General features: G+C 69.2%; 18 protein-coding genes. 10 read left to right on the top strand and 8 right to left on the bottom strand.

Features of this window, described 5'->3' with window-relative positions; all coding sequences use genetic code 11:
- The first annotated feature begins 3 nt into the window (after nt 1–3).
- The 4 genes from IQ458_RS17730 to IQ458_RS17715 all read left to right on the top strand — a co-directional run bounded on the left by IQ458_RS17730 (nt 4) and on the right by IQ458_RS17715 (nt 5,943).
- Complete coding sequence (locus IQ458_RS17730; RefSeq protein WP_192198042.1) at nt 4–777, top strand: ABC transporter ATP-binding protein; 774 nt, start codon at nt 4–6, stop codon at nt 775–777.
- On the top strand, nt 774–3,218 hold the full coding sequence (locus IQ458_RS17725; protein ID WP_203323646.1) for an ADOP family duplicated permease: 2,445 nt from the start codon (nt 774–776) through the stop codon (nt 3,216–3,218). Before IQ458_RS17730 ends, IQ458_RS17725 begins: the two co-directional genes overlap by 4 nt.
- 36 nt (nt 3,219–3,254) lie before the next feature.
- Nucleotides 3,255–4,652 (top strand): sigma-54-dependent transcriptional regulator, encoded by a 1,398-nt coding sequence (locus tag IQ458_RS17720; RefSeq protein WP_192198040.1) that lies wholly within the window; start codon nt 3,255–3,257, stop codon nt 4,650–4,652.
- 811 nt (nt 4,653–5,463) lie between these two features.
- Entirely contained in the window at nt 5,464–5,943 is a 480-nt protein-coding gene (locus tag IQ458_RS17715; protein WP_203323654.1) for a sensor histidine kinase, read from the top strand.
- A gap of 10 nt (nt 5,944–5,953) precedes the next feature.
- On the opposite strand, the gene chrA is transcribed toward IQ458_RS17715, so the two are convergent.
- The 3 genes from chrA to IQ458_RS17700 all read right to left on the bottom strand — a co-directional run bounded on the left by chrA (nt 5,954) and on the right by IQ458_RS17700 (nt 10,102).
- Nucleotides 5,954–7,237 (bottom strand): chromate efflux transporter, encoded by a 1,284-nt coding sequence (gene chrA / locus IQ458_RS17710; RefSeq protein WP_203323645.1) that lies wholly within the window; start codon nt 7,235–7,237, stop codon nt 5,954–5,956.
- A 943-nt stretch (nt 7,238–8,180) separates the two neighbouring features.
- A complete protein-coding gene (locus IQ458_RS17705; protein ID WP_203323644.1) occupies nt 8,181–9,137 on the bottom strand; it encodes a small ribosomal subunit Rsm22 family protein in 957 nt (318 codons plus the stop codon).
- Between the two features lie 53 nt (nt 9,138–9,190).
- Nucleotides 9,191–10,102, bottom strand: a complete 912-nt coding sequence (locus IQ458_RS17700) for a LysR family transcriptional regulator (RefSeq protein ID WP_203323643.1) — start codon at nt 10,100–10,102, stop codon at nt 9,191–9,193.
- A 124-nt stretch (nt 10,103–10,226) separates the two neighbouring features.
- Here IQ458_RS17700 and IQ458_RS17695 point away from each other — a divergent pair, with 124 nt between their 5' ends.
- Both IQ458_RS17695 and IQ458_RS17690 read left to right on the top strand, forming a co-directional pair.
- Complete coding sequence (locus tag IQ458_RS17695) at nt 10,227–11,093, top strand: pirin family protein (protein ID WP_203323642.1); 867 nt, start codon at nt 10,227–10,229, stop codon at nt 11,091–11,093.
- 82 nt (nt 11,094–11,175) lie between these two features.
- The gene (locus IQ458_RS17690; RefSeq protein ID WP_203323641.1) at nt 11,176–11,856 is read left to right on the top strand and encodes a hydrolase; all 681 of its coding nucleotides are present in this window, start codon (nt 11,176–11,178) and stop codon (nt 11,854–11,856) included.
- A 271-nt stretch (nt 11,857–12,127) separates the two neighbouring features.
- On the opposite strand, the gene IQ458_RS17685 is transcribed toward IQ458_RS17690, so the two are convergent.
- Nucleotides 12,128–12,601, bottom strand: a complete 474-nt coding sequence (locus tag IQ458_RS17685) for an SRPBCC family protein (RefSeq protein ID WP_203323640.1) — start codon at nt 12,599–12,601, stop codon at nt 12,128–12,130.
- Entirely contained in the window at nt 12,594–13,472 is an 879-nt protein-coding gene (locus IQ458_RS17680) for an EamA family transporter (protein ID WP_203323639.1), read from the bottom strand. The genes IQ458_RS17685 and IQ458_RS17680 overlap by 8 nt, the downstream gene beginning before the upstream one ends.
- Nucleotides 13,473–13,695: 223 nt before the next feature.
- Here IQ458_RS17680 and IQ458_RS17675 point away from each other — a divergent pair, with 223 nt between their 5' ends.
- The 4 genes from IQ458_RS17675 to glnE all read left to right on the top strand — a co-directional run bounded on the left by IQ458_RS17675 (nt 13,696) and on the right by glnE (nt 18,687).
- Entirely contained in the window at nt 13,696–14,646 is a 951-nt protein-coding gene (locus tag IQ458_RS17675) for a CsgG/HfaB family protein (RefSeq protein WP_183639347.1), read from the top strand.
- 115 nt (nt 14,647–14,761) lie between these two features.
- Complete coding sequence (locus IQ458_RS17670) at nt 14,762–15,040, top strand: DUF493 family protein (protein WP_183639346.1); 279 nt, start codon at nt 14,762–14,764, stop codon at nt 15,038–15,040.
- Nucleotides 15,028–15,696, top strand: coding sequence for a lipoyl(octanoyl) transferase LipB (gene lipB, locus IQ458_RS17665; RefSeq protein WP_328805223.1), 669 nt, complete (start codon nt 15,028–15,030; stop codon nt 15,694–15,696). Before IQ458_RS17670 ends, lipB begins: the two co-directional genes overlap by 13 nt.
- A gap of 180 nt (nt 15,697–15,876) precedes the next feature.
- Entirely contained in the window at nt 15,877–18,687 is a 2,811-nt protein-coding gene (gene glnE, locus IQ458_RS17660) for a bifunctional [glutamate--ammonia ligase]-adenylyl-L-tyrosine phosphorylase/[glutamate--ammonia-ligase] adenylyltransferase (protein WP_235996952.1), read from the top strand.
- A gap of 97 nt (nt 18,688–18,784) precedes the next feature.
- Here glnE and IQ458_RS17655 read toward each other — a convergent pair whose 3' ends face one another.
- From IQ458_RS17655 to IQ458_RS17645, 3 genes are all read right to left on the bottom strand, one after another.
- Complete coding sequence (locus IQ458_RS17655) at nt 18,785–19,765, bottom strand: DUF2268 domain-containing putative Zn-dependent protease (protein WP_203323637.1); 981 nt, start codon at nt 19,763–19,765, stop codon at nt 18,785–18,787.
- Between the two features lie 104 nt (nt 19,766–19,869).
- Nucleotides 19,870–20,253 (bottom strand): nuclear transport factor 2 family protein, encoded by a 384-nt coding sequence (locus IQ458_RS17650; RefSeq protein WP_183639343.1) that lies wholly within the window; start codon nt 20,251–20,253, stop codon nt 19,870–19,872.
- Between the two features lie 83 nt (nt 20,254–20,336).
- A partial coding sequence (locus IQ458_RS17645; RefSeq protein ID WP_203323636.1) for a mitochondrial fission ELM1 family protein occupies nt 20,337–21,114 on the bottom strand: 778 nt, incomplete at its 5' end.

Below are 21,114 nucleotides of genomic sequence, written 5' to 3'. Positions count from 1 at the left end.
CCGATGAATATCGCCGTCCCACCTGCTTCCGCCATCCCCGCATCGCTGCTGCGCCTGCAGCACCTGGGCAAGGTTTTCCATACCGACGAGGTCGAAACCCACGCCCTGTCCGACATCGCGCTGGACATCGCCCAGGGCGATTTCGTCGCCATCACTGGGCCTTCCGGTTGCGGCAAGTCCACGTTGCTGTCGATCCTGGGCCTGCTGGATGCGCCCAGCCGCGGCGAGTACTGGCTCAACGGGCGCAATGTCGCCGACCTGGATGCGCGTGGCCGCGCGCGCATCCGCAATGGCGAGATCGGCTTCATCTTCCAGGCGTTCAACCTGATCGCGGATCTGACCGTGGAAGAGAACGTCGCCCTGCCGCTGACCTATCGCGACGGCTTCGGCCGCGCCGACATCACCCGGCGGGTGCGCGAAGTGCTGGAACTGGTCGGGATGAACCACCGCACCCGCCACTATCCGGGGCAGCTGTCCGGCGGCCAGCAGCAGCGCGTGGCGGTGGCGCGCGCGCTGGTGGGGAACCCGTCGATCCTGCTGGCCGACGAACCCACCGGCAACCTCGACAGCCGCAACGGCGAGGCGGTGATGCAGTTGCTGGAACAACTGCACGAAAACGGCACCACGCTGTGCATGGTGACCCACGATCCCGCGTTCGCGCGACGCGCGACGCGCATCGTGCACATGCTCGACGGCCGCATCGTCGACGAGGACACCTTCGAGCGGCTGCGTCATGAGCGCGACATGGCGTTGCCGGGACTGGAGGCGGTGTCGTGAGCGCGGCGATCCTGTGGAACGAGGCGCGCCAGTCCTGGCGCGGCCTGCTGCGCCGGCCCGGCTACCTGCTACTGGCGGTGCTGACCCTGGCGCTGGGCGTGGCGACGACCACGGCGGTGTTCTCGCTGCTGGACCAGGCGCTGCTGAAGCCGCTGCCGTTTCCGCAGCCGGATCGGCTGGTCACCCTCGGCCAGTACTTCGACGGCGAGCGCAACTCGGCCGCGCCCGGTTACTACGCGCCGGTGCGGCGCATGCGCAGCTTCGCCTCGACCGGCATGCTGCGGAGCTGGGCGATCAACACCAATATCGCGCGCGGCGACGAGGGGCGGGTGGTCGGCTCCCTGCTCGTGGATCGCGGCTTTCTGGACACGCTGGGCCTGCCGATGGCGCTGGGCCGCAACTTCAACGCCGAGGAGGACCGGGTGAACGGTCCGCAGGCGGTCATCCTCAGCCATGCGTTCTGGACGCAGTACTACGGCGCCGATCCCGCCGCCATCGGCCAGACCCTGCAGGTGGAAGGCCGCGCCGCGCAGGTGGTCGGGGTGTTGCCGGCCGCGTTCCGCTGGCCGGTGCAGTTCGACATCCTGCTGTCGATGCAGCCGGACCTGGCCAGCACCAATCTGTCCACCAATGAGCAGATCATCGCCCGGATCAAGCCCGGCATCAGCGTGGCCGAAGCCTCGGCGGAAACCGGCGCCGTGCTCGGCGCGCTGCTTCGCCAGAACCCGCGGATGACCGAGGAATGGCAACGCCACCTGCTCGAATTCCCGCCCAATGCGCTGCCGCTGAAGGGCAGCGTGTTCGCCTCGCGCACCGGCAATACCCTGTGGCTGTTCTTCGGCGCGGGCGCGTGCGTGCTGCTGATCGCAGCGATCAACCTGGCCAGCCTAATGCTGCTGCGCGCGCTGGGCCGCAGCCATGACAGCGCGGTGCGCGTTGCCCTCGGCGCGCCACTGGCCCGGTTGGGCCTGCCGGCGCTGGCCGAGGGGCTGTTGATTGGTCTTGGCGGCGCGCTGGTCGGCATCGCGCTGGCCTGGCTGGGCCTGCGCCTGATGGCCGGCTGGGTGCCACCGGAATGGATCCGTGGCGAAGCGGCCGCCTTGACCGGCACCAGCGTGGGCTTCGCACTGCTGGCCGGCGCGGCCACCGCGTTGCTGGCGTCCGTGCTGGGACTGCTGCGCGTGCGCGGCTTGCAACTTACCCGCGAACTGGTCGGCGGCGGGCGCGCGGGCTGGAGCCGCGGCGCCGGCCGGCTAGGCCGCGGACTGGTGATCGCGCAGGTGGTGGTGGCGGTGGTGCTGCTGATCGGCGCCGCCCTGTTCACCCGCACCCTGCAACGATTGTCCGAGGTGCCGATGGGGTTCGAGAGCCGCGCGGTGACCATCTTCAGTCTGGCGCCGATCCGGGAACGCCACGCCGAAGTCGGCTCGATGGTCGAGCAGACCGATCGCATCGTCGAACGGCTGCGGCGGTTGCCCGGGATCGCCCATGTCGGGGCGGGCAGCAACCCGCCCACGGCCACCCAGTTGAACTGGAGCTACGTGCTGCCGGACGGACGCTCGATCAGCGCGCAGTACCGCTTCATGACACCGGATTTCTTCAATGTGTTCGGCATGCCGGTGCTCGCCGGCCGCGGGATCGGCGAACAGGACACCGCCGGCGCCGAGCGCATCTGTGTGGTCAGCGCCGCGTTCGCCCGCCAGTACCTGGGTGATGCGCCGCTGGGAAAAATCGTCGCCATCGAGGACGACGGCGAGGATCGGCGCGTCCCGATGCGGGTGGTCGGGGTGGTGGGCGACGTGCGCCAGTTCGGCCCGGCCGAGCCGGCGCCCCCGATCGTCTACACCCCGCTGGCGCAGCTGCCCCCGAGCGCATGGCGGATCATCCGCGGATTCGGCGGCCTCACCTATGCGCTGCAGTCGCGCGCCGGCAACACCGCCGGAAGCGCCGAACGCGCGTTGCGGGAGGCGATCGCCGAGGTCGCGCCGCAGCAGCCGATCTCCGATCTGGACGCGATGGACGCGGTGGTCGCGTCCACCACCAGCGAGCAGAAGCTCAACCTGCTGCTGGTGGGCCTGTTCGCCGGCCTGGCGCTGCTGCTGGCGGCGGTGGGCCTGTACGCGGTGATGGCGACCGCGGTGGCCGCGCGCCGGCACGAATTCGGCGTGCGTGCCGCGCTCGGCGCCGATCCGCGCCGGCTGCTGCGGCAGGTGCTGCGCGAGGCCGGTCTGCAGATCGCCATCGGGCTGCTGGCGGGACTGGGCATCGCGATGGCGATGTCGCGGTTCCTGCAGCGCTACCTGTTCGAGGTGCAGGTGGCGGACCCGCTGGCGATCGGTGCGGTGGTGGTGGCGCTGGCGCTGGCCGGCCTGCTGGCGGCGCTTTCGCCGGCGTTGCGGGCGGCGCGGGTGCCGCCGATGCAGGCGCTGCGCAATGAGTAGCGCCCGCGCTCCGGCGCGGACGCTAGACTGGCGGTGATGAGCACCGTGCCGACTTCCCGTCCGTCCCCCAGCGCCCGCATCCTGGTCGTCGACGATCAGCCCGACGTGCGCGAGGCGCTGCGCATGCTGCTCAAGAGCGCCGGCTACGGCATGGTCGGCGCGGAGTCGCCGGAGATCGCGCTGGGCTGCCTGCGCGGCGACGAATTCGCCGCCGTGCTGGTGGACATGAACTACCGCCGCGACACCACCTCCGGCGAGGAGGGCCTGGCGCTGGTGGAGCAGATCGCCGCGCAGTGCCCCGGCCTGCCGGTGGTGGCGATGACCGCCTGGGGCAGCATCGAACTGGCGGTGACGGCGATGCAGCGCGGCGCGGTCGATTTCATCGAGAAGCCGTGGCAGAACGCGCGCGTGCTGAACGTGCTGGAAAGCCGCATCGCGCTGGATCGCAGCCGCCGCAGCGAGCAGCGGCTGGGACAGGCGCAGGCGCTGCTGCTGCAGGAGGCCGGCGACGACTTCATCGCCGAATCGCCGGTGATGCGCCGCCTGCTGGAGGACCTGGCGCGGATCGCCGAGAGCGACGCCAACCTGCTCTTGCTGGGCGAGAACGGCACCGGCAAGAGCCTGCTGGCCGGCTTCGTGCATCGCGGCTCGCGGCGCGCGGCGCGGGCCTTCGTCAAGGTCAACATCGGCGGCATCGCGCCGACCCTGTTCGAGGCCGAACTGTTCGGCCACGTGCGCGGCGCCTACACCGACGCGCGCCAGGATCGCGCCGGCCGGTTCGAACTGGCCGACGGCGGCACCCTGTTCCTGGACGAGATCGGCAACCTGCCGCTGGACCAGCAGCCCAAGCTGCTGCGCGCGATCGAGGAAGGGGAATTCGAACGCCTGGGCTCCTCGCAGACGCGGCGGGTGGACGTGCGCGTGATCGCCGCGACCAACGCGGATCTGGAAAGCGAAGTGGCGGCCGGCCGCTTCCGCCAGGATCTGCTGTACCGCATCAACACGTTCCAGGTGCGGGTGCCGGCGCTGCGCGAGCGCGGCGAGGACATCCTGCCGCTGGCGCGCCATTACCTGTCCGCCGCCTGCACCCGCTACCGCCGCCCGGTGCCGCGCATCGGGCGCGACGCCGAACGCGCGCTGCTCACCTACCCGTGGCCGGGCAACGTGCGCGAACTGTCGCATGTGATGGAACGCGCGGCGCTGCTGGCCGACGAAGGCGTGCTGGACGCCGCCGCGCTGCGCCTGCCCGGCGCGGCGGAGCCGCGGCTGTCCGAACGCATGACCCTGGAGGAAGCCGAAGCGCTGCTGCTGCGGCGCGCGCTGGCCGATCAGGGCGGCAACCTGCAACGTGCCGCCGACCAATTGGGCATCACCCGCCAGAGCCTGTACCGGCGGCTGGAGAAACACGGCCTGCGTGGCGATGAGAATGCCTGAGCGCGGACGCGCGGCGTGGCTGGTCGCGCCGTCGATGCTGGCGTTGGCGGCCGTGCTCGCGCTGGGCACGCCGGCGCCGCGCGAGGCCGCCCTGTTGCTGATCTGCGTGCTGGCGCTGACCGCGATCATCTGGCGATTGCAGCGATACGCGGATGGACGCCGCCTGCGCACCCTCGACGGCCTGCTGGAATCGTTGCGCGAAGGCGACTGCAGCGTGCGCGGCGCGGCTTCCGGTGGCGGCGGGCAGATTCAGGTGATGGGCCGTTTCAACGCGCTGGCGCAGCGCCTGCAGGATGAGCAGCGCGACTCCCATGAGAGCCTGCAACTGCTCAGCAAGACCCTGGCCGCGCTGGACGGCGCGGTGTTCGCGTTCGAGCAGGGTGACCGCCTGCGCCTGATCAATCCCGCCGGTGAACGCCTGCTGGGCCGTCCGGCCGCGGAACTGCTGGGACAACGCGCGGACGCGCTGGGGCTGGCGCCGTTGTTCGATATTCCGAATGGCCGCATCCACCCGCATGCCTTTCCCACCCAGCAGGGGCGCTGGCAGATCGGGCACGCGTCGCTGCGCAGCCGCAGCCAGGCCGGCCGCCTGCTCGTCCTGCAACCGATGGAACGCGCGCTGCGCGACGAGGAAGCGCAGGCGTTCCGCCGCCTGCTGCGCGTGCTCAGCCACGAAATCAACAACTCGATGGCGCCGATCGCCTCCATGGCCGATACCCTGGCGCGCATGTTGCCGCCGGAAGGCGCGACGCTCGACCCCGAGGCGCGCACGGACCTTGCCCGTGGCCTGGACCTGATTGAACAGCGCAGCCTGGCATTGCAGCGTTTCCTCGGCGGCTATGCGCGATTGGCCAAGCTGCCCGAACCGCAACCGGCCAGCGTGCCGTTGGCGCCGCTGTGCGAGCGCGTGCGCCGGCTGGTCGACGAACGCATCCAGGTCGAGGTCGCACCGCAACTGCGGGTCGTCGCCGATGCCGATCAGCTGGAGCAGGTGCTGATCAACCTGCTGCGCAACGCGGTCGAAGCCGGCGGCAGCGCGCCGGTCGAGTTGTGCGCATGGGCGGAAAACGGACAGGCGCGCGTGCAGGTCAGGGATCGCGGCGAGGGGCTGCCGTCCAGCGACAGCCTGTTCGTGCCGTTTTTCACCACCAAGAGCGGCGGCTCCGGCATCGGCCTGGTGCTGTCACGCCAGATCCTGGAAGCGCAGCAGGGCAGCCTGGAGCTGTTGTCGCGCGCACCGGAGACGGGCACGGTGGCGGAACTGCGGTTGCCGTTGGCACAAGACGGCTGACGTCTTCCCGCTAGGGCCGCGGCAGTCCCGCCGCCAGCCATGCCGCGCCCAGGCACATCGCCAGCACCCACCGCGCGGATCGTCGCACCCGCGCGGCGATCAGCAGGCCCAGCGCGACGATGCCCACGTCGACGGGCGTGCCCACCGCGTTCTTCCACAACGGGTCGTACAGCGCCGCCGCCAACAGGCCCACGACCGCCGCGTTGATGCCGGCCACCATCCGCGCCAGCCGCGGACGCGAGGCAATCCGCGTCCAGCCAGGCAGCAGCGCGATCAGCAGCAGGAAACCCGGCAGGAAAATGCACAGCAGCGCCACCGTGGCGGCCAACGGACGGGCGACGCCGGCATCCACACCGGCGCCAAGAAAAGCCGCCAGCGAAAACATCGGTCCGGGCATCGCCTGCGCGGCGCCGTAGCCGGCGAGGAACTGGTCCGCGCTCAACCATCCCGGCGCCACCAGCTTGGCTTCCAGCAATGGCAGCACCACGTGGCCGCCGCCGAACACCAGCGCGCCGGACTGGTAGCTGGCCGCCGCCAGTGCATCCAGTGTCGGTGCCTCGCCACGCGGCCAGAACGCCCATGGCAACCCCGCCGCGAACAGGACCAGCGCGATCGGCGCCAGCCAGCGCGGCACGAGCGGAGCCGGGCNCGCGAACAGGACCAGCGCGATCGGCGCCAGCCAGCGCGGCACGAGCGGAGCCGGGCTGCTGCCCGCCGGCGCCGGCGGGCAGCACCACGCGCCTGCGATCGCGCCGAGGCCGATGCCCGCCAGCTGCCAGATCGGATTGGGGGCCAGCAACACCAGCACGGCGATCGCGGTCGCCAGTGCGATGCGGCGCGGGTCCGGGGTGAGCGTGCGCGCCATCCCCCACAGACCGTGCGCGACCACCACCACCGCGACCAGCTTGAGGCCATGCACCAGTACCAGCCCGAGGGGCGTCGTGGTCGCGCGCGGCGCATGCAGCGCCAGCCAGTACATCAACAGCGCCGAGGGCAGGGTGAAGCCGAGGAACGCCGCCAGCGCCCCGCGCCAGCCGCCGCGCAGCCAGCCCAGCGCGAAGCCGAGCTGGCTGCTCGCCGGGCCCGGAAGAAACTGGCACAGGCCCACCAGACCGGCAAACGCGTCTTCGTCCAGCCAGCGCCGACGCTGCACGAATTCGGCGCGGAAGTAACCCAGATGCGCCAGCGGCCCACCGAACGAGGTCAGCCCCAGCCGCAGGAACACCAGGAAGATCGCGATCGCGCCCGAGGGCGGCGCATGGGAACCGGTGGGCGATGGATGGCTCAAGGACATTCCTTCAGGACGGCGCGGCGCATGGAGATCGGACAGGCCACCATGATCCAACATCGCTGCGATGACCCGATGATGGCAATTCCCCAGACGCTTGCAGGAGCGATGTCAGTCGCGACCACTTCCCGGGGGGACACTGAACGCCACGGTCGCGACTTACGTCGCTCCTACGGGGAAGGAACGCCTTGATTGAAAGATGGATCACTTGCCAGCCATTGCCTTTGTCCGCTCCACTCAAGCCAACCTGCCATTGTGGGAGCGACGTCAGTCGCGAGCTTTTCCGCAGATGCCACGAGTCCCGCTTTCGCAACCAGCATCGTTCCCGCAAGCGGGCGCGATCACGGTTGTAGGAGCGACGTAAGTCGCGACCGCTTCCCGGGGGGCACTGAACCCCACGGTCGCGACTTAAGTCGCTCCTACGGGGAAGGAGCGCCTTGATTTCAAGATGGATCACTTGCCAGCCATCGCCTTTGTCCGCTCCACTCAAGCCAACCTGCCATTGTGGGAGCGACGTCAGTCGCGAGCTTTTCCGCAGATGCCACGAGTCCCGCTTTCGCAACCAGCATCGTTCCCGCAAGCGGGCGCGATCACGGTTGTAGGAGCGACGTAAGTCGCGACCGCTTCCCGGGGGGCACTGAACCCCACGGTCGCGACTTAAGTCGCTCCTACGGGGAAGGAGCGCCTTGATTTCAAGATGGATCACTTGCCAGCCATCGCCTTTGTCCGCTCCACTCAAGCCAACCTGCCATTGTGGGAGCGACGTCAGTCGCGAGCTTTTCCGCAGATGCCACGAGTCCCGCTTTCGCAACCAGCGTCGTTCCCGTACGCATGCGCGATCATGGTTGTAGGAGCGACGTAAGTCGCGACCGCTTCCCGGGGGGAGGCACAGAACGCCACGGTCGCGACTTACGTCGCTCCCACAACAAGGAAGTGTCGGGCGTGCCGGTCAATGTGCGGACGCTTCCATCCACCATGCCGGCGACCAGCTGTAGTCGTACAGCGGGCGCGCCTCGCGCGGCTGGTAGCCGGCCTGTTCGAACTCCCGCTGCCAGTCCGCGACCGGCTGTTCCCAGTTCGAGGGCGCGACGCCGCGGCGCAACTGGCCAGCCAGCATCGGCGCGAGGAAGCCATGTGCGATCAGCGCCGCATCCTCGCCATATTGCGCCAGGCAACGTTCGTAGCGGCCGGCGACCGAATGGAAGTACGCGGGCGTGCCGTGCGCCAGCGCGGGTACGTCGAATTCCACCACCACCAGCGTGTCCACGTGCGGCCGCAACGCGCGCAGCGCGTCCACCCGTTCGGGGGGCGGCAGCGATTGCAGCGCGAAACTGGACTGCGCCAGATCCCAATGGTCGCCCTGCGACAGCCCCTGTACGAAGGCCTGCAAGGTGACGCCGTGCAGCTGCAGCCGTCCTTGCGCGTGGGCGCCGGCGAACTGTTCGGCGAACAGCGCCGCCAGCGCATCGCGCAGGCCGTCCTGCGGCTCTATCACGTCGATGCGGTCAGGCAGCCGAGCGCCGGCACGCAGGGCCGGCAATAGCGCCATGCCATCACCGGCGCCGATATCGAGCAGCCGATGCACCACCGGCCGCGCATGGCGTTCGGCCATCGCCTGGCTGACCGCCGCGTACAACGGCACGTTGTCGCCGCCCCGGATGAAGGCCTGGAACGCGGCGTGCGCCGCGTAGGCGTGGTCCGGACCTTCGCCGGCCAGATGCCGCAGCAGCGCGGCGGCCATGCGCGATCCCCGCGCGTCCGCTTGTCGAAGCAAGGGCAGGGCGGTGGCGGGACGCTCGTCGGCGATGGCGGCAAAGGCATCGGCCAGTCGCGTGACGGCTTCGCCATCGACATCGGACTTCAGCGCGCCGGAGAGGTCGTGGCGTGGTTCGGCGGGGTTCGACATGCGTGCGAAGAAGGCGGAAGGCCACGCGATTATGCCGAGCCACGCGTGGTTGGTCAGTCTTCCTCCAACGCCAGGAAACGCTGCGCGAGATGGTCGATCAAGTGGCGCACCGACGGTACCAGCCCACGCCGCGACGGGAATACCGCGTGGATGATGCCCTGCTTGGGCTGCCAGTCCGGCAGCAGCCGGATCAGGCGTCCGTCGGCGAGTTCGTCGCACATCACCATGGTCGGCAGCAGCATGATGCCGACCCCGGCGACCGCCGCCATGCGAAGCGCGGTCATGTCGTCGGTGACCAGGCGGGGTTCGTGATGGACGGTGGCGAGGGTGCCTTCGCGATCGCTGAATTGCCAACTGTGATCGCGGTGGAACGGCCCGAGATCCAGGGTGGGATACCGCGCCAGGTCCGCCGGCGTGGCCGGTATCGGGCTGTTCTCGAAAAGACGCGGATTGGCGGCCACGTTCCAGCAGCGCTGCGCCAGCACGCGGATCACCAGATCGCTGTCCTCCAGCGGCGGCGGGCGCACGCGGATCGCCACGTCCACGCCTTCACCGACCACATCGACGCGACGATTGGTCGCGTCCAGCAACACCGTGATCTTGGGATTCTCCGCCATGAAGTCGGTCAGCATCGTCCCGACCCGCGCATGCAGCAACGCCACCGGACAGGCGACCCGCACCACGCCGCGCGGTTCGGATCGGGTGAGTTCGATCGCCTCCTGCGCGGCCTCGGCCTCCACGATCATCGCCTTGCAGTGGCGGTAGTAGTCCTGGCCGATCTCGGTCACCGAAAAACGGCGGGTGGAGCGCTGGATCAGGCGCACGCCGAGGCGCTCCTCCAGCAGCGCGATGCGCCGGCTGAGCTTGGACTTGGGCACGCCGAGTGCGCGCCCGGCCGGGGCGAACCCGCCGTGATCCACCACCTGGGCGAAGTAGAACAGGTCGTTGAGGTCGGTCGGAACCATGCCAGTCATCGTTCACCTGGTAGGACTCTGAGGATAAATCCCGCCGACTACCGGGTCCATCGTTCCGGGACTAACGTGGCGCCCATCGCAAATCAAGCCCGGTCCGCCCGGGCGGGAGCCCACCATGAAGAAAGTCCTCGGCGTCTACGGCGCCCCGCGTCCCCACTGGGTCGGGGACGGTTTTCCGGCCCGTTCGCTGTTCTCCTACCAGACCCACGGCAGCCACCTGAGCCCGTTCCTGCTGCTGGACTATGCCGGCCCGTATCGGTTCGAACCGACCGAGCATCGGCGCGGCGTCGGCCAGCATCCGCATCGCGGTTTCGAGACGGTGACCATCGTCTACGAGGGCGAACTGGAGCACCGCGATTCTTCCGGCGCCGGCGGCCGCATCGGTCCGGGCGACGTGCAGTGGATGACCGCCGCTTCCGGGATCCTCCACGAGGAATACCACTCGCCGGATTTCGCTCGCACTGGCGGCACCCTGGACATGGTGCAGCTGTGGGTGAACCTGCCGGCCGGCGCCAAGATGTCCGCGCCGGGCTACCAGACCCTGCTCGATCGCGACATTCCGTCGATTGCGCTGCCGGAAGACGCGGGGCGGTTGCGGGTGATCGCCGGACGCCATGGCGATCACCATGGCCCGGCGCGCACTTTCACGCCGATGGATGTGTGGGATGTACGCCTGCAGCAGGGCCACGGCACCACCTTTGAAGTCGCCGAGGGGCGCACGCTCGCGCTGGTCGTCCTGAAGGGCGCGTTGCGCGTGAACGGCAAGCAGGCCGCGCACGACGCCCAACTGGTCGTGCTGGATCGCGATGGCGCCGACGTCTTTGTCGAGGCCGAGGCCGATACGACCTTCCTGCTGCTCAGCGGCGAACCCATCGAAGAACCGATCGTCGGCTATGGCCCGTTCGTGATGAACACCCAGGACGAGATCGTCCAGGCCATCGACGACTTCAACCGTGGCCGTTTCGGCCGGATCGCGCAGTAGTCCCGAGGGGCGCCCGCAGGGCGGGCGCCTCTTCCTTCCCGCGGACGGCGACGCCCGTCCTCCCCCAACCGGAGTGTTTCCCATGAGCCTTCCCGCCAACTTCAACGGCAGCAAGCCGATTCTCGATCCCGCCAATGCCGCGATACTGCTGATCGACCACCAGAGCGGCTTGTTCCAGACCATCGGCGACATGCCGTTCACCCGCGTGCGGGCGCACGCCACCGCGCTGGCGCGGATGGCCACCCTGGCCGGTCTGCCGGTGATCACCACCGCCTCGGTGCCGCAGGGTCCGAACGGCCCGCTGATTCCGGAAATCCATGCCGCCGCGCCGCACGCGCAGTACGTGGCCCGCCGTGGCGAGATCAACGCCTGGGACAACCCCGACTTCGTCGCGGCGGTGAAGGCGACCGGCCGCAAGCAGCTGATCATCGCCGGCACCATCACCAGCGTCTGCATGGCGTTCCCGTCGATCGCCGCGGTGGCAGACGGTTATCAGGTTTTCGCCGTGATCGATGCTTCCGGCACCTATTCGAAGATGGCCGAGGAAATCACCCTCGCGCGCGTGGTCCAGGCCGGCGTGGTACCGATGGACACCGCCGCGGTCGCCTCCGAACTGCAGAAGACCTGGCACCGCGACGACGCGCAGCAATGGGCCGAGATCTATACCCAGATCTTTCCGAACTACCAGTTGCTGATCGAAAGCTACATGAAGGCCCAGGACGTGCAGAAGAACCACGAAGCCCTGGATTCGCAGCGCGCCTGAGCGCCTGCGACCCGGCCGATCCGGCGATGGCCGGTTCCGCGCTTCCGCATCGCGATGCCGTCCTCCTCCCCGCGGCGTCGCGGTGCATCCCCCGGCGGTGCCGGACCCTCCACAGGAGCCACCAGCCGGTGCAGGTAAATTCCATCGCTTCGATGGTTTGCCAGTTGCTGGTCAACAACATCGTCGGTGCGTCCCCGGCATCCAATTCTCCTACGATCGCAGCGAGTAAGCGTTTCCGGGATGGGCGGGACGGGCGGGTGGCCCGTTCCGCTCATTCACGGTCCATGCCCTCGACGTAGGCCTTGAGCACGTGCAGGGTGCCAGCCCAGTAGAACGTGGTGTGGTGGAAGATGGCACCCGTGGGAAATCCGTGCGCGGCCAGCGTCAGGCGGGTGCCGCCGTTTTCTTCCGCCAGATCGAAATGCAGGTGCGTCTGGTTGGCCGGTTCGTCCGCCAGTCCCGACAGCGAGCTGAGATAGCGATAGCCCAGCGCGTGCGGTGGATCGAAAGCCAGCACCACGCCGCGATTCTCGAACGGCACGTGATGGAAGCCCCGGATGGTGATGGGAGCGCCGATCCGCCAGTCGGTCGCCACCGAAATCCGCAGTTCGGGTTCGCCCATCCAGCGCGGCAGGTGCGCGGGGTCGGTGAGCGCGAGCCAGACCCGCGCATTGAAGGCGTTGACGTAGACGTGATCGGTCCATTCACCGGGCACCGCGTCGTCGGACCGTGCCGTGTCATCCATGTGCGAGGCTCGCGGCAATCAGCGCCACCGACACGATCGCCAGCCCGATGCCCAGCCAGTTGATCCGGCTGAGCCTTTCGCCGAAGGCGAACGTGCCGACCAGCGTGCCCAGCACGACCACGCCCAGGTTCATCGTCGCGAAAACCACCGCCGGATGGCCGGGCAATGCCTGGTGGGCCTTGATGTAGAACAGGATGTTGGCGAAGTTGCAGGCACCGACCAGCAGGCCGGCGAGCAGCGCGCCGGCTTCCATCCGCGCCTGTCCGCGCAGCACGCGCGCGCCGTGCACCGCGATCATCAGCAACAGCGCACCGGCAAAGGCCACCGCGAGCGAAGCGGCGAACGGGGTTCCGGCCATCGCGATGCGCTTGAGCAGGATGTCGACCGCGGCGTAGCCCAGCAACGCGGTCAGCGGCAGCAGCCAGCGCGCCCGCGCCACGGCGGTGCCGCCATCATCGCCCGCGCGGGGGCGCGAGACGATGCCGGCGATCGCGATCAGGCCCAGCAACAGCCCGGCCAGCTTGCCGGCATCGGCGGTTTCGCCGAAGAACAGGAAGGCCGCACCCAGCGAGACCACCAGCGACAGCCGCTGGGCCACGTCGGTGCGGGCGATGCCGGCCGCGCGCACCGACGCGGCCATCGCGAGGAAGATGCCCGGCAGCAGGATCACCAGCAATCCCAGCGCCAGCCAGGGCGTGCCCGGCTCCCGCAGGCGGGCTAGAGGCGGGTCCAGGGTGGCCAGGCACAGCGCCAACGCCGCCACGTAGTTGCCCAGGATCACCGGCACCATGCCCAGTCCGCGCCGTTGGGCCAGTTTCAGCAGCACCCCGACCAGTACGCTGAACAGGACGCTGACGATCAAGAAGGACATGCGCGGGCCGATAGGGAGGGGCGGCGATTATCTCCCGGTGGCCGGGCGTGCGCCGGATTCGCGTTTCAGGACCATGATCCCGGTACCAATGGGTCATGGAAGAAGGTCTGCATTCGCTTATCATCGCGGCTTCCGCGAGCTGCCATTCGGATGGTTGCGGCGGAACTCAGGGGAGGGGCCCGACGGCCCCGCAATGTTTCAACCAAACAGGGATTGATTTTTCATGTTGAAGATTTCTTTGAAGCAGGCCGCGCTGGCGGCCTCCATGCTGCTGATCGCCGTGCCCGCCTTCGCCGCCAAGAGCGCCCAGGACACGCGCAAGGAAAAAGTCGCGCAGATTCCGACCTGCACCAAGCCGCTGGGCACCATCTCGGTGATCGAGCCGGAAGACGTGGTGAACTGGTGGACCGGCCAGCAGCTGCCGGCGCCGTCGCGCCTGATCAAGGTCTTCGTCAACAAGTCGCGCTGCTTCACCCTGGTGGATCGCGGCGTCGGCCTGAATGCCGCGATGAGCGAGCGCGCGCTCGCCGCCGACGGTGAGCTGCGCAACCGCTCCAACATCGGCAAGGGCCAGATCAAGGCGGCCGACTACGTGCTGGTGCCCGACCTGATCTCGCAGAACTCCAACGCCAGCGGCAACGCCATCACCGGCCTGCTGGGCGGCCTGATCGGCGGCACCGCCGGTGCCGTGGTCGGCGGCCTAAACTTCAAGAGCAAGACCGCCGACGTGGTCCTGACCCTGACCGACGTGCGTTCGTCCGAGCAGGTCGCGATGGCCGAAGGCAACGCCAAGAAGACCGACATGGGCTGGGGCGCCGGCGGCGGCCTGTTCGGCGGCAGCGGCGTGGGCGCGGCCGGCGTGGGCGGTTACGCCAACACCGAGATCGGCCAGGTCATCACCCTGGCCTACCTGCAGGCCTACACCGATCTGGTCACCCAGCTGGGTGGCGTGGCCGAGAACGCTTCGGCCGCCAGCGCCCAGCAGGCGGTCGAGATGACCAAGCCGGGCCGCCTGTTCGCCAACGCCAAGGGCACCGGCAAGGCCGTGCGCGATCTGGAGCCGGGCATGATGCTGTATCCCACCGGCACCAAGGAAGGCGTGATGTGGGAAGTCGAGGACGAACTCGGCAACAAGGGCTGGGTCTCCTCCACCCTGGTGCAGCTGGCCCGCTGAGGCCCGCGCCGCACCTGACGCACCGGAGGCCGCGGGAAACCGCGGCCTTCGCGTTTTCCGGGGCCGGCGGGGCCCGCGCTTGGTTTTCACCCGGACCGGCCCAATAATTCCCGCCATGGAAATCAAGTCCGACAACCCCGAACACGGCTTCCAGTTCCCCGGCACCTTCGAACTGAGCGCCATGGGCACCGCCAACGCGGGCCTGGAAACCGAACTCCCGAAACTGCTGACCCAGGCCGGCGTGGAAGTGATCCACGAGGACATCACCTGGAAGCACTCCGCCAACGGCAAGTACGTGTCCGTGCGCATCGCCTTCCAGGCCGCCAGCCGCGAACAGTTCGACGCCGCGCACGAAGCCCTGCGTTCGCATCCGGAAGTGAAGTGGACGCTGTGAGCCGTCCGTGCGTGGTGCGTGAACTGGGACGCCAGCCCTACGAGCCGGTGTGGCGGGCGATGCAGCGCTTCACCGACGCGCGCGACGAACAGACTCCCGACGAGCTGTGGCTGGTCGAGCACGATCCGGTATTCACCCTGGGCCAGGCCGGCAAGCCGGAGCACGTGCTGGCGCCCGGCGACATCCCGGTGGTGCAGGTGGATCGCGGCGGCCAGGTGACCTATCACGGTCCGGGCCAGATCGTGGCCTATCCGCTGTTCGACCTGCCACGGATGAAGGTCGGCGTACGCGACTACGTCTGCAAGATCGAGCAGGCGATGATCGACACCGCCGGAGAATGGAACATCCACGCCGAACGCAAGTCCGGCGCGCCTGGGGTGTACGTGGCAGGCGCCAAGATCGGCGCCCTCGGCATCCGCGTGCGCCACGGCCGCACCTTCCACGGCCTGGCCTTCAACGTCGCCATGGACCTGTCGCCCTGGCACCGCATCAATCCCTGCGGCTACGAAGGCCTGCAGGTCGCGACCCTGTCCGATCTCGGCGGCCCCTCGGGGCTGGAGCAGGTCAAGCCCGTCCTGCTGGAAAAACTGGCCGCGCAGTTCGGCCTGGACCTGCAACCCGAAACCACCCTGCCGGATCTCTCGCTGGCCGCCTGACAAAGCGAAGGCTCCCTGTAGGAGCGACGTCAGTCGCGACCGCTAACTGTGCCTTCCCGCTTCTTCCCATGACGCGCATGCCCTGGGGAAAGCACGGGTTTGCTTGCGCATCAGTTTTCCGGTCGCGACTGACGTCGCTCCTGCAAACAAAGCCGGGACGGCATGCCACAATCCGGCGATATGGATGACAACGCCCCGGTTTCCGACACCGATCTCGAAGCGCTGATCGAACGCGGCCTGGCCCGCCTGCGCGAATCCTCGCCCGCCTCGGCCGAACTGCTGGCCGATTCCACCCGCGCCGCGCGCGTCGGCAGGGTGATCCTGGCCAGCGACTTCGCCCTGGAAACCCTGCGCCGCCAGCCGGATCGGCTGGAAGCCCTGTTGCGCGACGACGGCGCCGCGCCGACCCCCGAGCCGATCCTGGCGGCCGATGAATCCGGACGCTGGCAGGAACAACTGCGGCGCTATCGCACCGCCGAATCGACCCGCCTGATCTGGCGCGACGTGCTGGGCCTGGACGACGTCGACGCCATCCTCGCCGGCAGCACGCGGCTGGCGGAGAACTGCCTGCGCATCGGCCTGGAAGCGCTGGAAGCCGAATTCGCCCAGCGCCATGGCGTCGTGCGTTCCGCCGATGGCAGCGTGCAGCGGCTGGTGGTGTTCGGTCTCGGCAAGCTGGGCGGCGGCGAACTGAATTTTTCCTCCGACGTGGATCTGGTCTACGCGTTCCCGCACAACGGCGAATCCGACGGCGCGCGTTCGCTGGCGGCGGAAGACTACTTCGCCCGGCTCGGCCAGCGCCTGGCCAAGCTGCTGGACGAACCCACGGTCGATGGGTTCTGCCATCGGGTGGATCTGCGCCTGCGCCCGTTCGGCAATGCCGGACGGGTGGCGCTGTCGTTCGCCGGCATGGACCAGTACTTCCAGCGCGAGGGTCGCGACTGGGAACGCTACGCCTGGCTGAAGGCGCGCGCGGTGGCCGGCGACATCGAAGCCGGCGAGCGCTGGCTGGAGAGCCTGCGCCCGTTCGTCTACCGCCGTTACCTGGACTACACCGCACTGGACGGCCTGCGCGAGATGAAGGCCGCGATCGCCGCGGAAGTGGCGCGCCGCGAACTGGCCGACGACATCAAGCGTGGTCCCGGCGGCATCCGCGAAATCGAATTCCTGGTGCAGGCGCTGCAACTGATCCGCGGCGGCCGCGAACCGTCGCTGCGCGAGCGCCGGCTGATGCCGGCGTTGCGCGCGCTGGTCGCGACGCGCCAGGTGGTCGAAGGCGATGGCGCCGCGCTGGGCCAGGCGTACCGCTACCTGCGCCGGCTGGAAAACCGCCTGCAGATGCTGCGCGACGCGCAGACCCATGCCTTGCCGGACAACCCGCTGGATCGCGAGCGCATCGCACGCGGGCTCGATTATCCGGACTGGCCGACGCTGCTGCTGGCACTGCAACGCCAGCGCGATCGGGTGGCGCAGGAATTCGCCGAGCTGCTGGCGCCGCGCCGCGGCCAGGCCGAGCCCGGCGTGCTGGAACACTACTGGCGCGCGTTGCCGGAGGGCGGCGACGAATCCGCGCTGGCCGACGCCGGCTTCGCCGACGCCGCCACTGCCGACGGCGCGCTGCGCGATTTCGCCCGGTTCTCCGGCGTACGCGCGCTGTCGGACGGATCGCGCGCGCGACTGGATCGGGTGGTGCCGGCGCTGCTCGGCGCGGCGGCGCGCTCGGCGCAGCCGGATGCCGCGCTCAAGCGCGTGCTCGCGCTGCTGCAGGCGATCCTGCGTCGCGCCAGCTATCTGGCGCTGCTGGACGAACAACCCAGCGCGCTGGCGCGGCTGGTCGACGTGCTGGCACGCAGCGCGCTGCTGGCCGAACGGCTGGCGCTGTATCCGCTGCTGCTGGACGAACTGCTCGACGCGCGCGTATCCGGCCCGCTGCCAGACAAGCAGAGCCTGCATGCCGAATGCAACCGCGCGCTCGATGGCGGCGATGCCGAGTCGACCCTGCGCGAATTGAACGAACGCCGGCTCGCGCTGAGCTTCCGCATCGCCATGGCCGCGCTGGATCGCCGCCAACCCGCCCGCGAAAGCACCCGCCAGCTGGCCTGGCTGGCCGATGAAGTCGTGCGCGTGGTGCTGCGTACCGCCGAGGAGGAGGTCGCCGCCGCGCACGGGCGCGTGCCGCAGGGACGCTTCGCGGTGATCGGCTACGGCAGCCTGGGGGGCGAGGAGCTGGGCTTCGGCTCGGATCTGGATCTGGTGTTCCTGTACGACGCGCCCGCCGACGCGCAGTCCGATGGCGCGCGTCCCCTGGAAGCCGGACGCTGGTACGCGCGGCTGGCACAGAAGATCGTGGCGCTGCTCGGCGCGGAGACCGGTGCAGGGCGGCTCTACGACGTGGATGTGCGCCTGCGCCCGGACGGTGCCAAGGGCCTGTTGGTGTCGTCACTGGCCAGTTACCGCGAATACCAGCGCGAGCGTGCCTGGACCTGGGAACACCAGGCGCTGGTGCGCGCGCGCGGTGTCGCCGGTGACGAGGTGCTGCAGCAGGATTTCGAGGACATTCGCGATACCACCCTGTCGCGGATGCGCGATACCGCGCAGTTGCGCGATGACGTGGTGAAGATGCGCCAGCGCATGCGCGCGGAACTGGATCGCAGCGACGCCGCGCGTTTCGATCTCAAGCAGGGCGAGGGCGGCCTGGTCGACCTGGAGTTCCTGCTGCAGTACCGCGTACTGCGTGAATCGGGCGCCGCACCCGCGCTGTTGACGCCGCGCAACACCGCCTCGCTGATCGCCGCGCTGCTGGCAACCGGCCGCATCGACGAACCGACCGCGCAGGCACTGACCCAGGCGCATACCGTGTTCCTCGCCGAAGGCCTGGCCTGCACGCTGGACCGGCGCCCGCGGCTGGTGCCGGAGACCGCCGCCATCGCCACCGCCCGCGCCGCCGTGCGCCACGTGCTGGCGGCCCACGATCTCGATTTCGGCGGGTAACCCTGTGGTGTTGTGCAGGAGCGACGTCAGTCACGACCGTAGTCTCCGTACCGCCGGTATCTCCGGTCGCGACTGACGTCGCTCCTACAAAAACAGCTCATTCCCCCGCATAAAACCCCGACCGTTCCAGGAACGCCTCCACCTTCGCGCCATCGCGATAGTCGAGCTCGATGATCTCGGCCAGCGCGCGTGACTGGTCGGGTGCGCGCCGGTAGTAATCGCGCATGATCGCGTAGCCGATGTAGTAGCCCAGATCGCCCGTGCCGTAGGCATTGCCCGGGCCGTTGTAGAGCCAGCCGCTCCAGTCCGTGGCGTGCATCTGCGCCCTGAAATCACGCTTGAGCGTGGCTTCGTTGCGTGGTCCGTAACGCATGTACGGCTGCGCGGGTACCTGGCCGGTAATGCGCTCCGCGACGAAGTCCGCCGCGCCTTCGTACATCGCTTGCGCCAGCAGGTTGGCGCCGGGTCCCTTCTGTTGGGTGTGCACGTACTCGTGCACGTTGAGCAGCACCAGCTGCGTGCCCGGCTCGCTGCGGAAATAGACGCCCAGCGCCCTGGACATGCGCTCCGGCAGTTCGGACACATCGGTCCGCGGATCGCCGCCGGCGATTTCCGCGCCAATCAGCACCTTGTCACCGAGCGTGGTGCCGCTGGAGCGCAGGCAGCCGATGGCGAAATAGATCCGGGCCGGCCGCAATGCCGGATACAGCTCGCGGAAGCGGGCGATAGCGGGCGCGAACTCGCCGCCGCGCGCCGCCAGCGCCAACGATCCGGCGCGCACCGAGCCCCAGAACTTCGGATAGCGCCGGATCGCGTCCAGATAGCAATCCGCGTCGTAGCCCTTGGCCTGCATGAACGCCTTCAGGCCCGCGCTGCCGGGATCGAGGAACTCCCGTTGCAGGATCCGACGCCGGTCCGCATCGTCCGGTGTGGCGACGATGCGGTCGTACGCGATCCAGAAGCGATCGACGTCGGCCGATTCGACTCCGCCGGCACCGCCATCGCTCCGCCCCAGCCCGGGCAGGGCCAGCATCATCAGGCCCAGCAGCAGGGCGCCCAGGGCGTGTACGTAGCGCATGCCTTCACCCTCGTCGCCGGAAAACAGGAACCGGTTGGATGCGCCGGGCGGGCAAGGCGTTTAAAGCGGCCGCCGATGGCAATCCTGGCCATCGGTGGAGGCACTCAACTGAAATCGGCCAGATGGTTGATGCGAGCACCGGCGAAGCCGAACTCCGAACGTCCCTTCAACGCCAGTTCGGTACCGGCGGCGGGGCCGCCGGGGACGTCCTGGGCGAGGGTGCCTCGATAGTCGATCTCCACGATCGTCCGCTCGGGATCGAAACGCCATGATGTCACCCGCTGCTCGCGGACGGAGAACAACCGCCGCGATTGCTCGGCGAGCGCGCGAAAGGCGTCGCGCCCGTCGGTGGCGGTGGTGAGCGCGCCGCCGGCATGGTTCTCGAAGCGCACGTCGTCGGACAGCAGCGCGACCATGCCGTCGATATCGAAGGCGTTGTAGGCGGCGATGTAGCGTTCGACCAGGGCCTGCTTGTCGGCATCGTTCATGGGAACACCGCGTGGGGGAGGAAGGCCCACTTTATCCGCCACCACCGTGATCGCGCTGTTTCCTTGATGCGGGCCGTTTCCCGTCAGCCGACGGAACCGCCCAGCCGTTCCCGCAGCAGGCCGGCCACGCGCGCGGTTTCGCGCAAGGGTTCGACCGCGAACGGCGCCAGCTTCCCGTCCATGGCGCGGATCCGGCCGCTGGCCAGCAGCGCGTCGAGGAACCGGCGCGGCCGTCCGCTCACGCGCGGCGGATCGAACACGAATACCGGCACGCGGGTGGCGCAGGCTTCGGAGATCATGTTGACCGAATCCGGCGAGCACACGATGCGGTCGGCCCAGGCCAGCAGCCCCGGATAGGGGTTGGGACCGTCGGCGTCGTCGATCCAGGTCAGTCCCGGCGTTTCGACGAAGCGGTGGCGCAGCGCGTCGCGGACCTGCGCGTCGGTGCGCCGCGAAGCGGTGATCAGCAGGCTGCCGCCATCGCGGGCGAGCATCGCCTCCAGCCGGCCGGCCAGCACTTCGAAGGCATTGCGGTCGAAGCGGGCATGCGCACTGCTGCCGCCCAGCAATACGGCGGTGCGCGGTCCCGGCAGATCCGCGAACGCGGCAAATCCGCTGCGCGCCTGCGCCAGCCAGGCGTCGTCGATGGGGTTCAGGCCGCCCTGCACGGTGAGGACGTTGGCGCCGGCCAGGCCGTCATGCGCGGGCGCGATCACCCAGTCCCACAGCGACGGGTCCAGCCGCGGATCCAGGATCTGCACGACCCGGCTGCCGGCCGCGCGCAGCATTCGGGTCGCGAGCGCGGCCTGCCGGCCGCAGCCGATGGCCAGCCGCGGGGGGGCGGCCAGCGCGGCCCGGAAC

The sequence above is a fragment of the Pseudoxanthomonas beigongshangi genome (genome assembly GCF_016820515.1).
Lineage (GTDB): Bacteria > Pseudomonadota > Gammaproteobacteria > Xanthomonadales > Xanthomonadaceae > Pseudoxanthomonas_A > Pseudoxanthomonas_A beigongshangi.
Note: the sequence above shows the minus strand (reverse complement) of the source record. Positions and strands in the feature narration are given on the sequence as shown.

What these genes read in the sequence shown, in the direction of transcription:
- IQ458_RS17730 (WP_192198042.1), top strand. Translation starts at nt 4, where the DNA reads ATGAATATCGCCGTCCCACCTGCTTCCGCCATCCCCGCATCGCTGCTG.
- IQ458_RS17720 (WP_192198040.1), top strand. Translation starts at nt 3,255, where the DNA reads ATGAGCACCGTGCCGACTTCCCGTCCGTCCCCCAGCGCCCGCATCCTG.
- IQ458_RS17705 (WP_203323644.1), bottom strand. Translation starts at nt 9,137, where the DNA reads ATGTCGAACCCCGCCGAACCACGCCACGACCTCTCCGGCGCGCTGAAG.
- IQ458_RS17700 (WP_203323643.1), bottom strand. Translation starts at nt 10,102, where the DNA reads ATGGTTCCGACCGACCTCAACGACCTGTTCTACTTCGCCCAGGTGGTG.
- IQ458_RS17695 (WP_203323642.1), top strand. Translation starts at nt 10,227, where the DNA reads ATGAAGAAAGTCCTCGGCGTCTACGGCGCCCCGCGTCCCCACTGGGTC.
- IQ458_RS17690 (WP_203323641.1), top strand. Translation starts at nt 11,176, where the DNA reads ATGAGCCTTCCCGCCAACTTCAACGGCAGCAAGCCGATTCTCGATCCC.
- IQ458_RS17685 (WP_203323640.1), bottom strand. Translation starts at nt 12,601, where the DNA reads ATGGATGACACGGCACGGTCCGACGACGCGGTGCCCGGTGAATGGACC.
- IQ458_RS17680 (WP_203323639.1), bottom strand. Translation starts at nt 13,472, where the DNA reads ATGTCCTTCTTGATCGTCAGCGTCCTGTTCAGCGTACTGGTCGGGGTG.
- IQ458_RS17675 (WP_183639347.1), top strand. Translation starts at nt 13,696, where the DNA reads ATGTTGAAGATTTCTTTGAAGCAGGCCGCGCTGGCGGCCTCCATGCTG.
- IQ458_RS17670 (WP_183639346.1), top strand. Translation starts at nt 14,762, where the DNA reads ATGGAAATCAAGTCCGACAACCCCGAACACGGCTTCCAGTTCCCCGGC.
- glnE (WP_235996952.1), top strand. Translation starts at nt 15,877, where the DNA reads ATGGATGACAACGCCCCGGTTTCCGACACCGATCTCGAAGCGCTGATC.
- IQ458_RS17655 (WP_203323637.1), bottom strand. Translation starts at nt 19,765, where the DNA reads ATGCGCTACGTACACGCCCTGGGCGCCCTGCTGCTGGGCCTGATGATG.
- IQ458_RS17650 (WP_183639343.1), bottom strand. Translation starts at nt 20,253, where the DNA reads ATGAACGATGCCGACAAGCAGGCCCTGGTCGAACGCTACATCGCCGCC.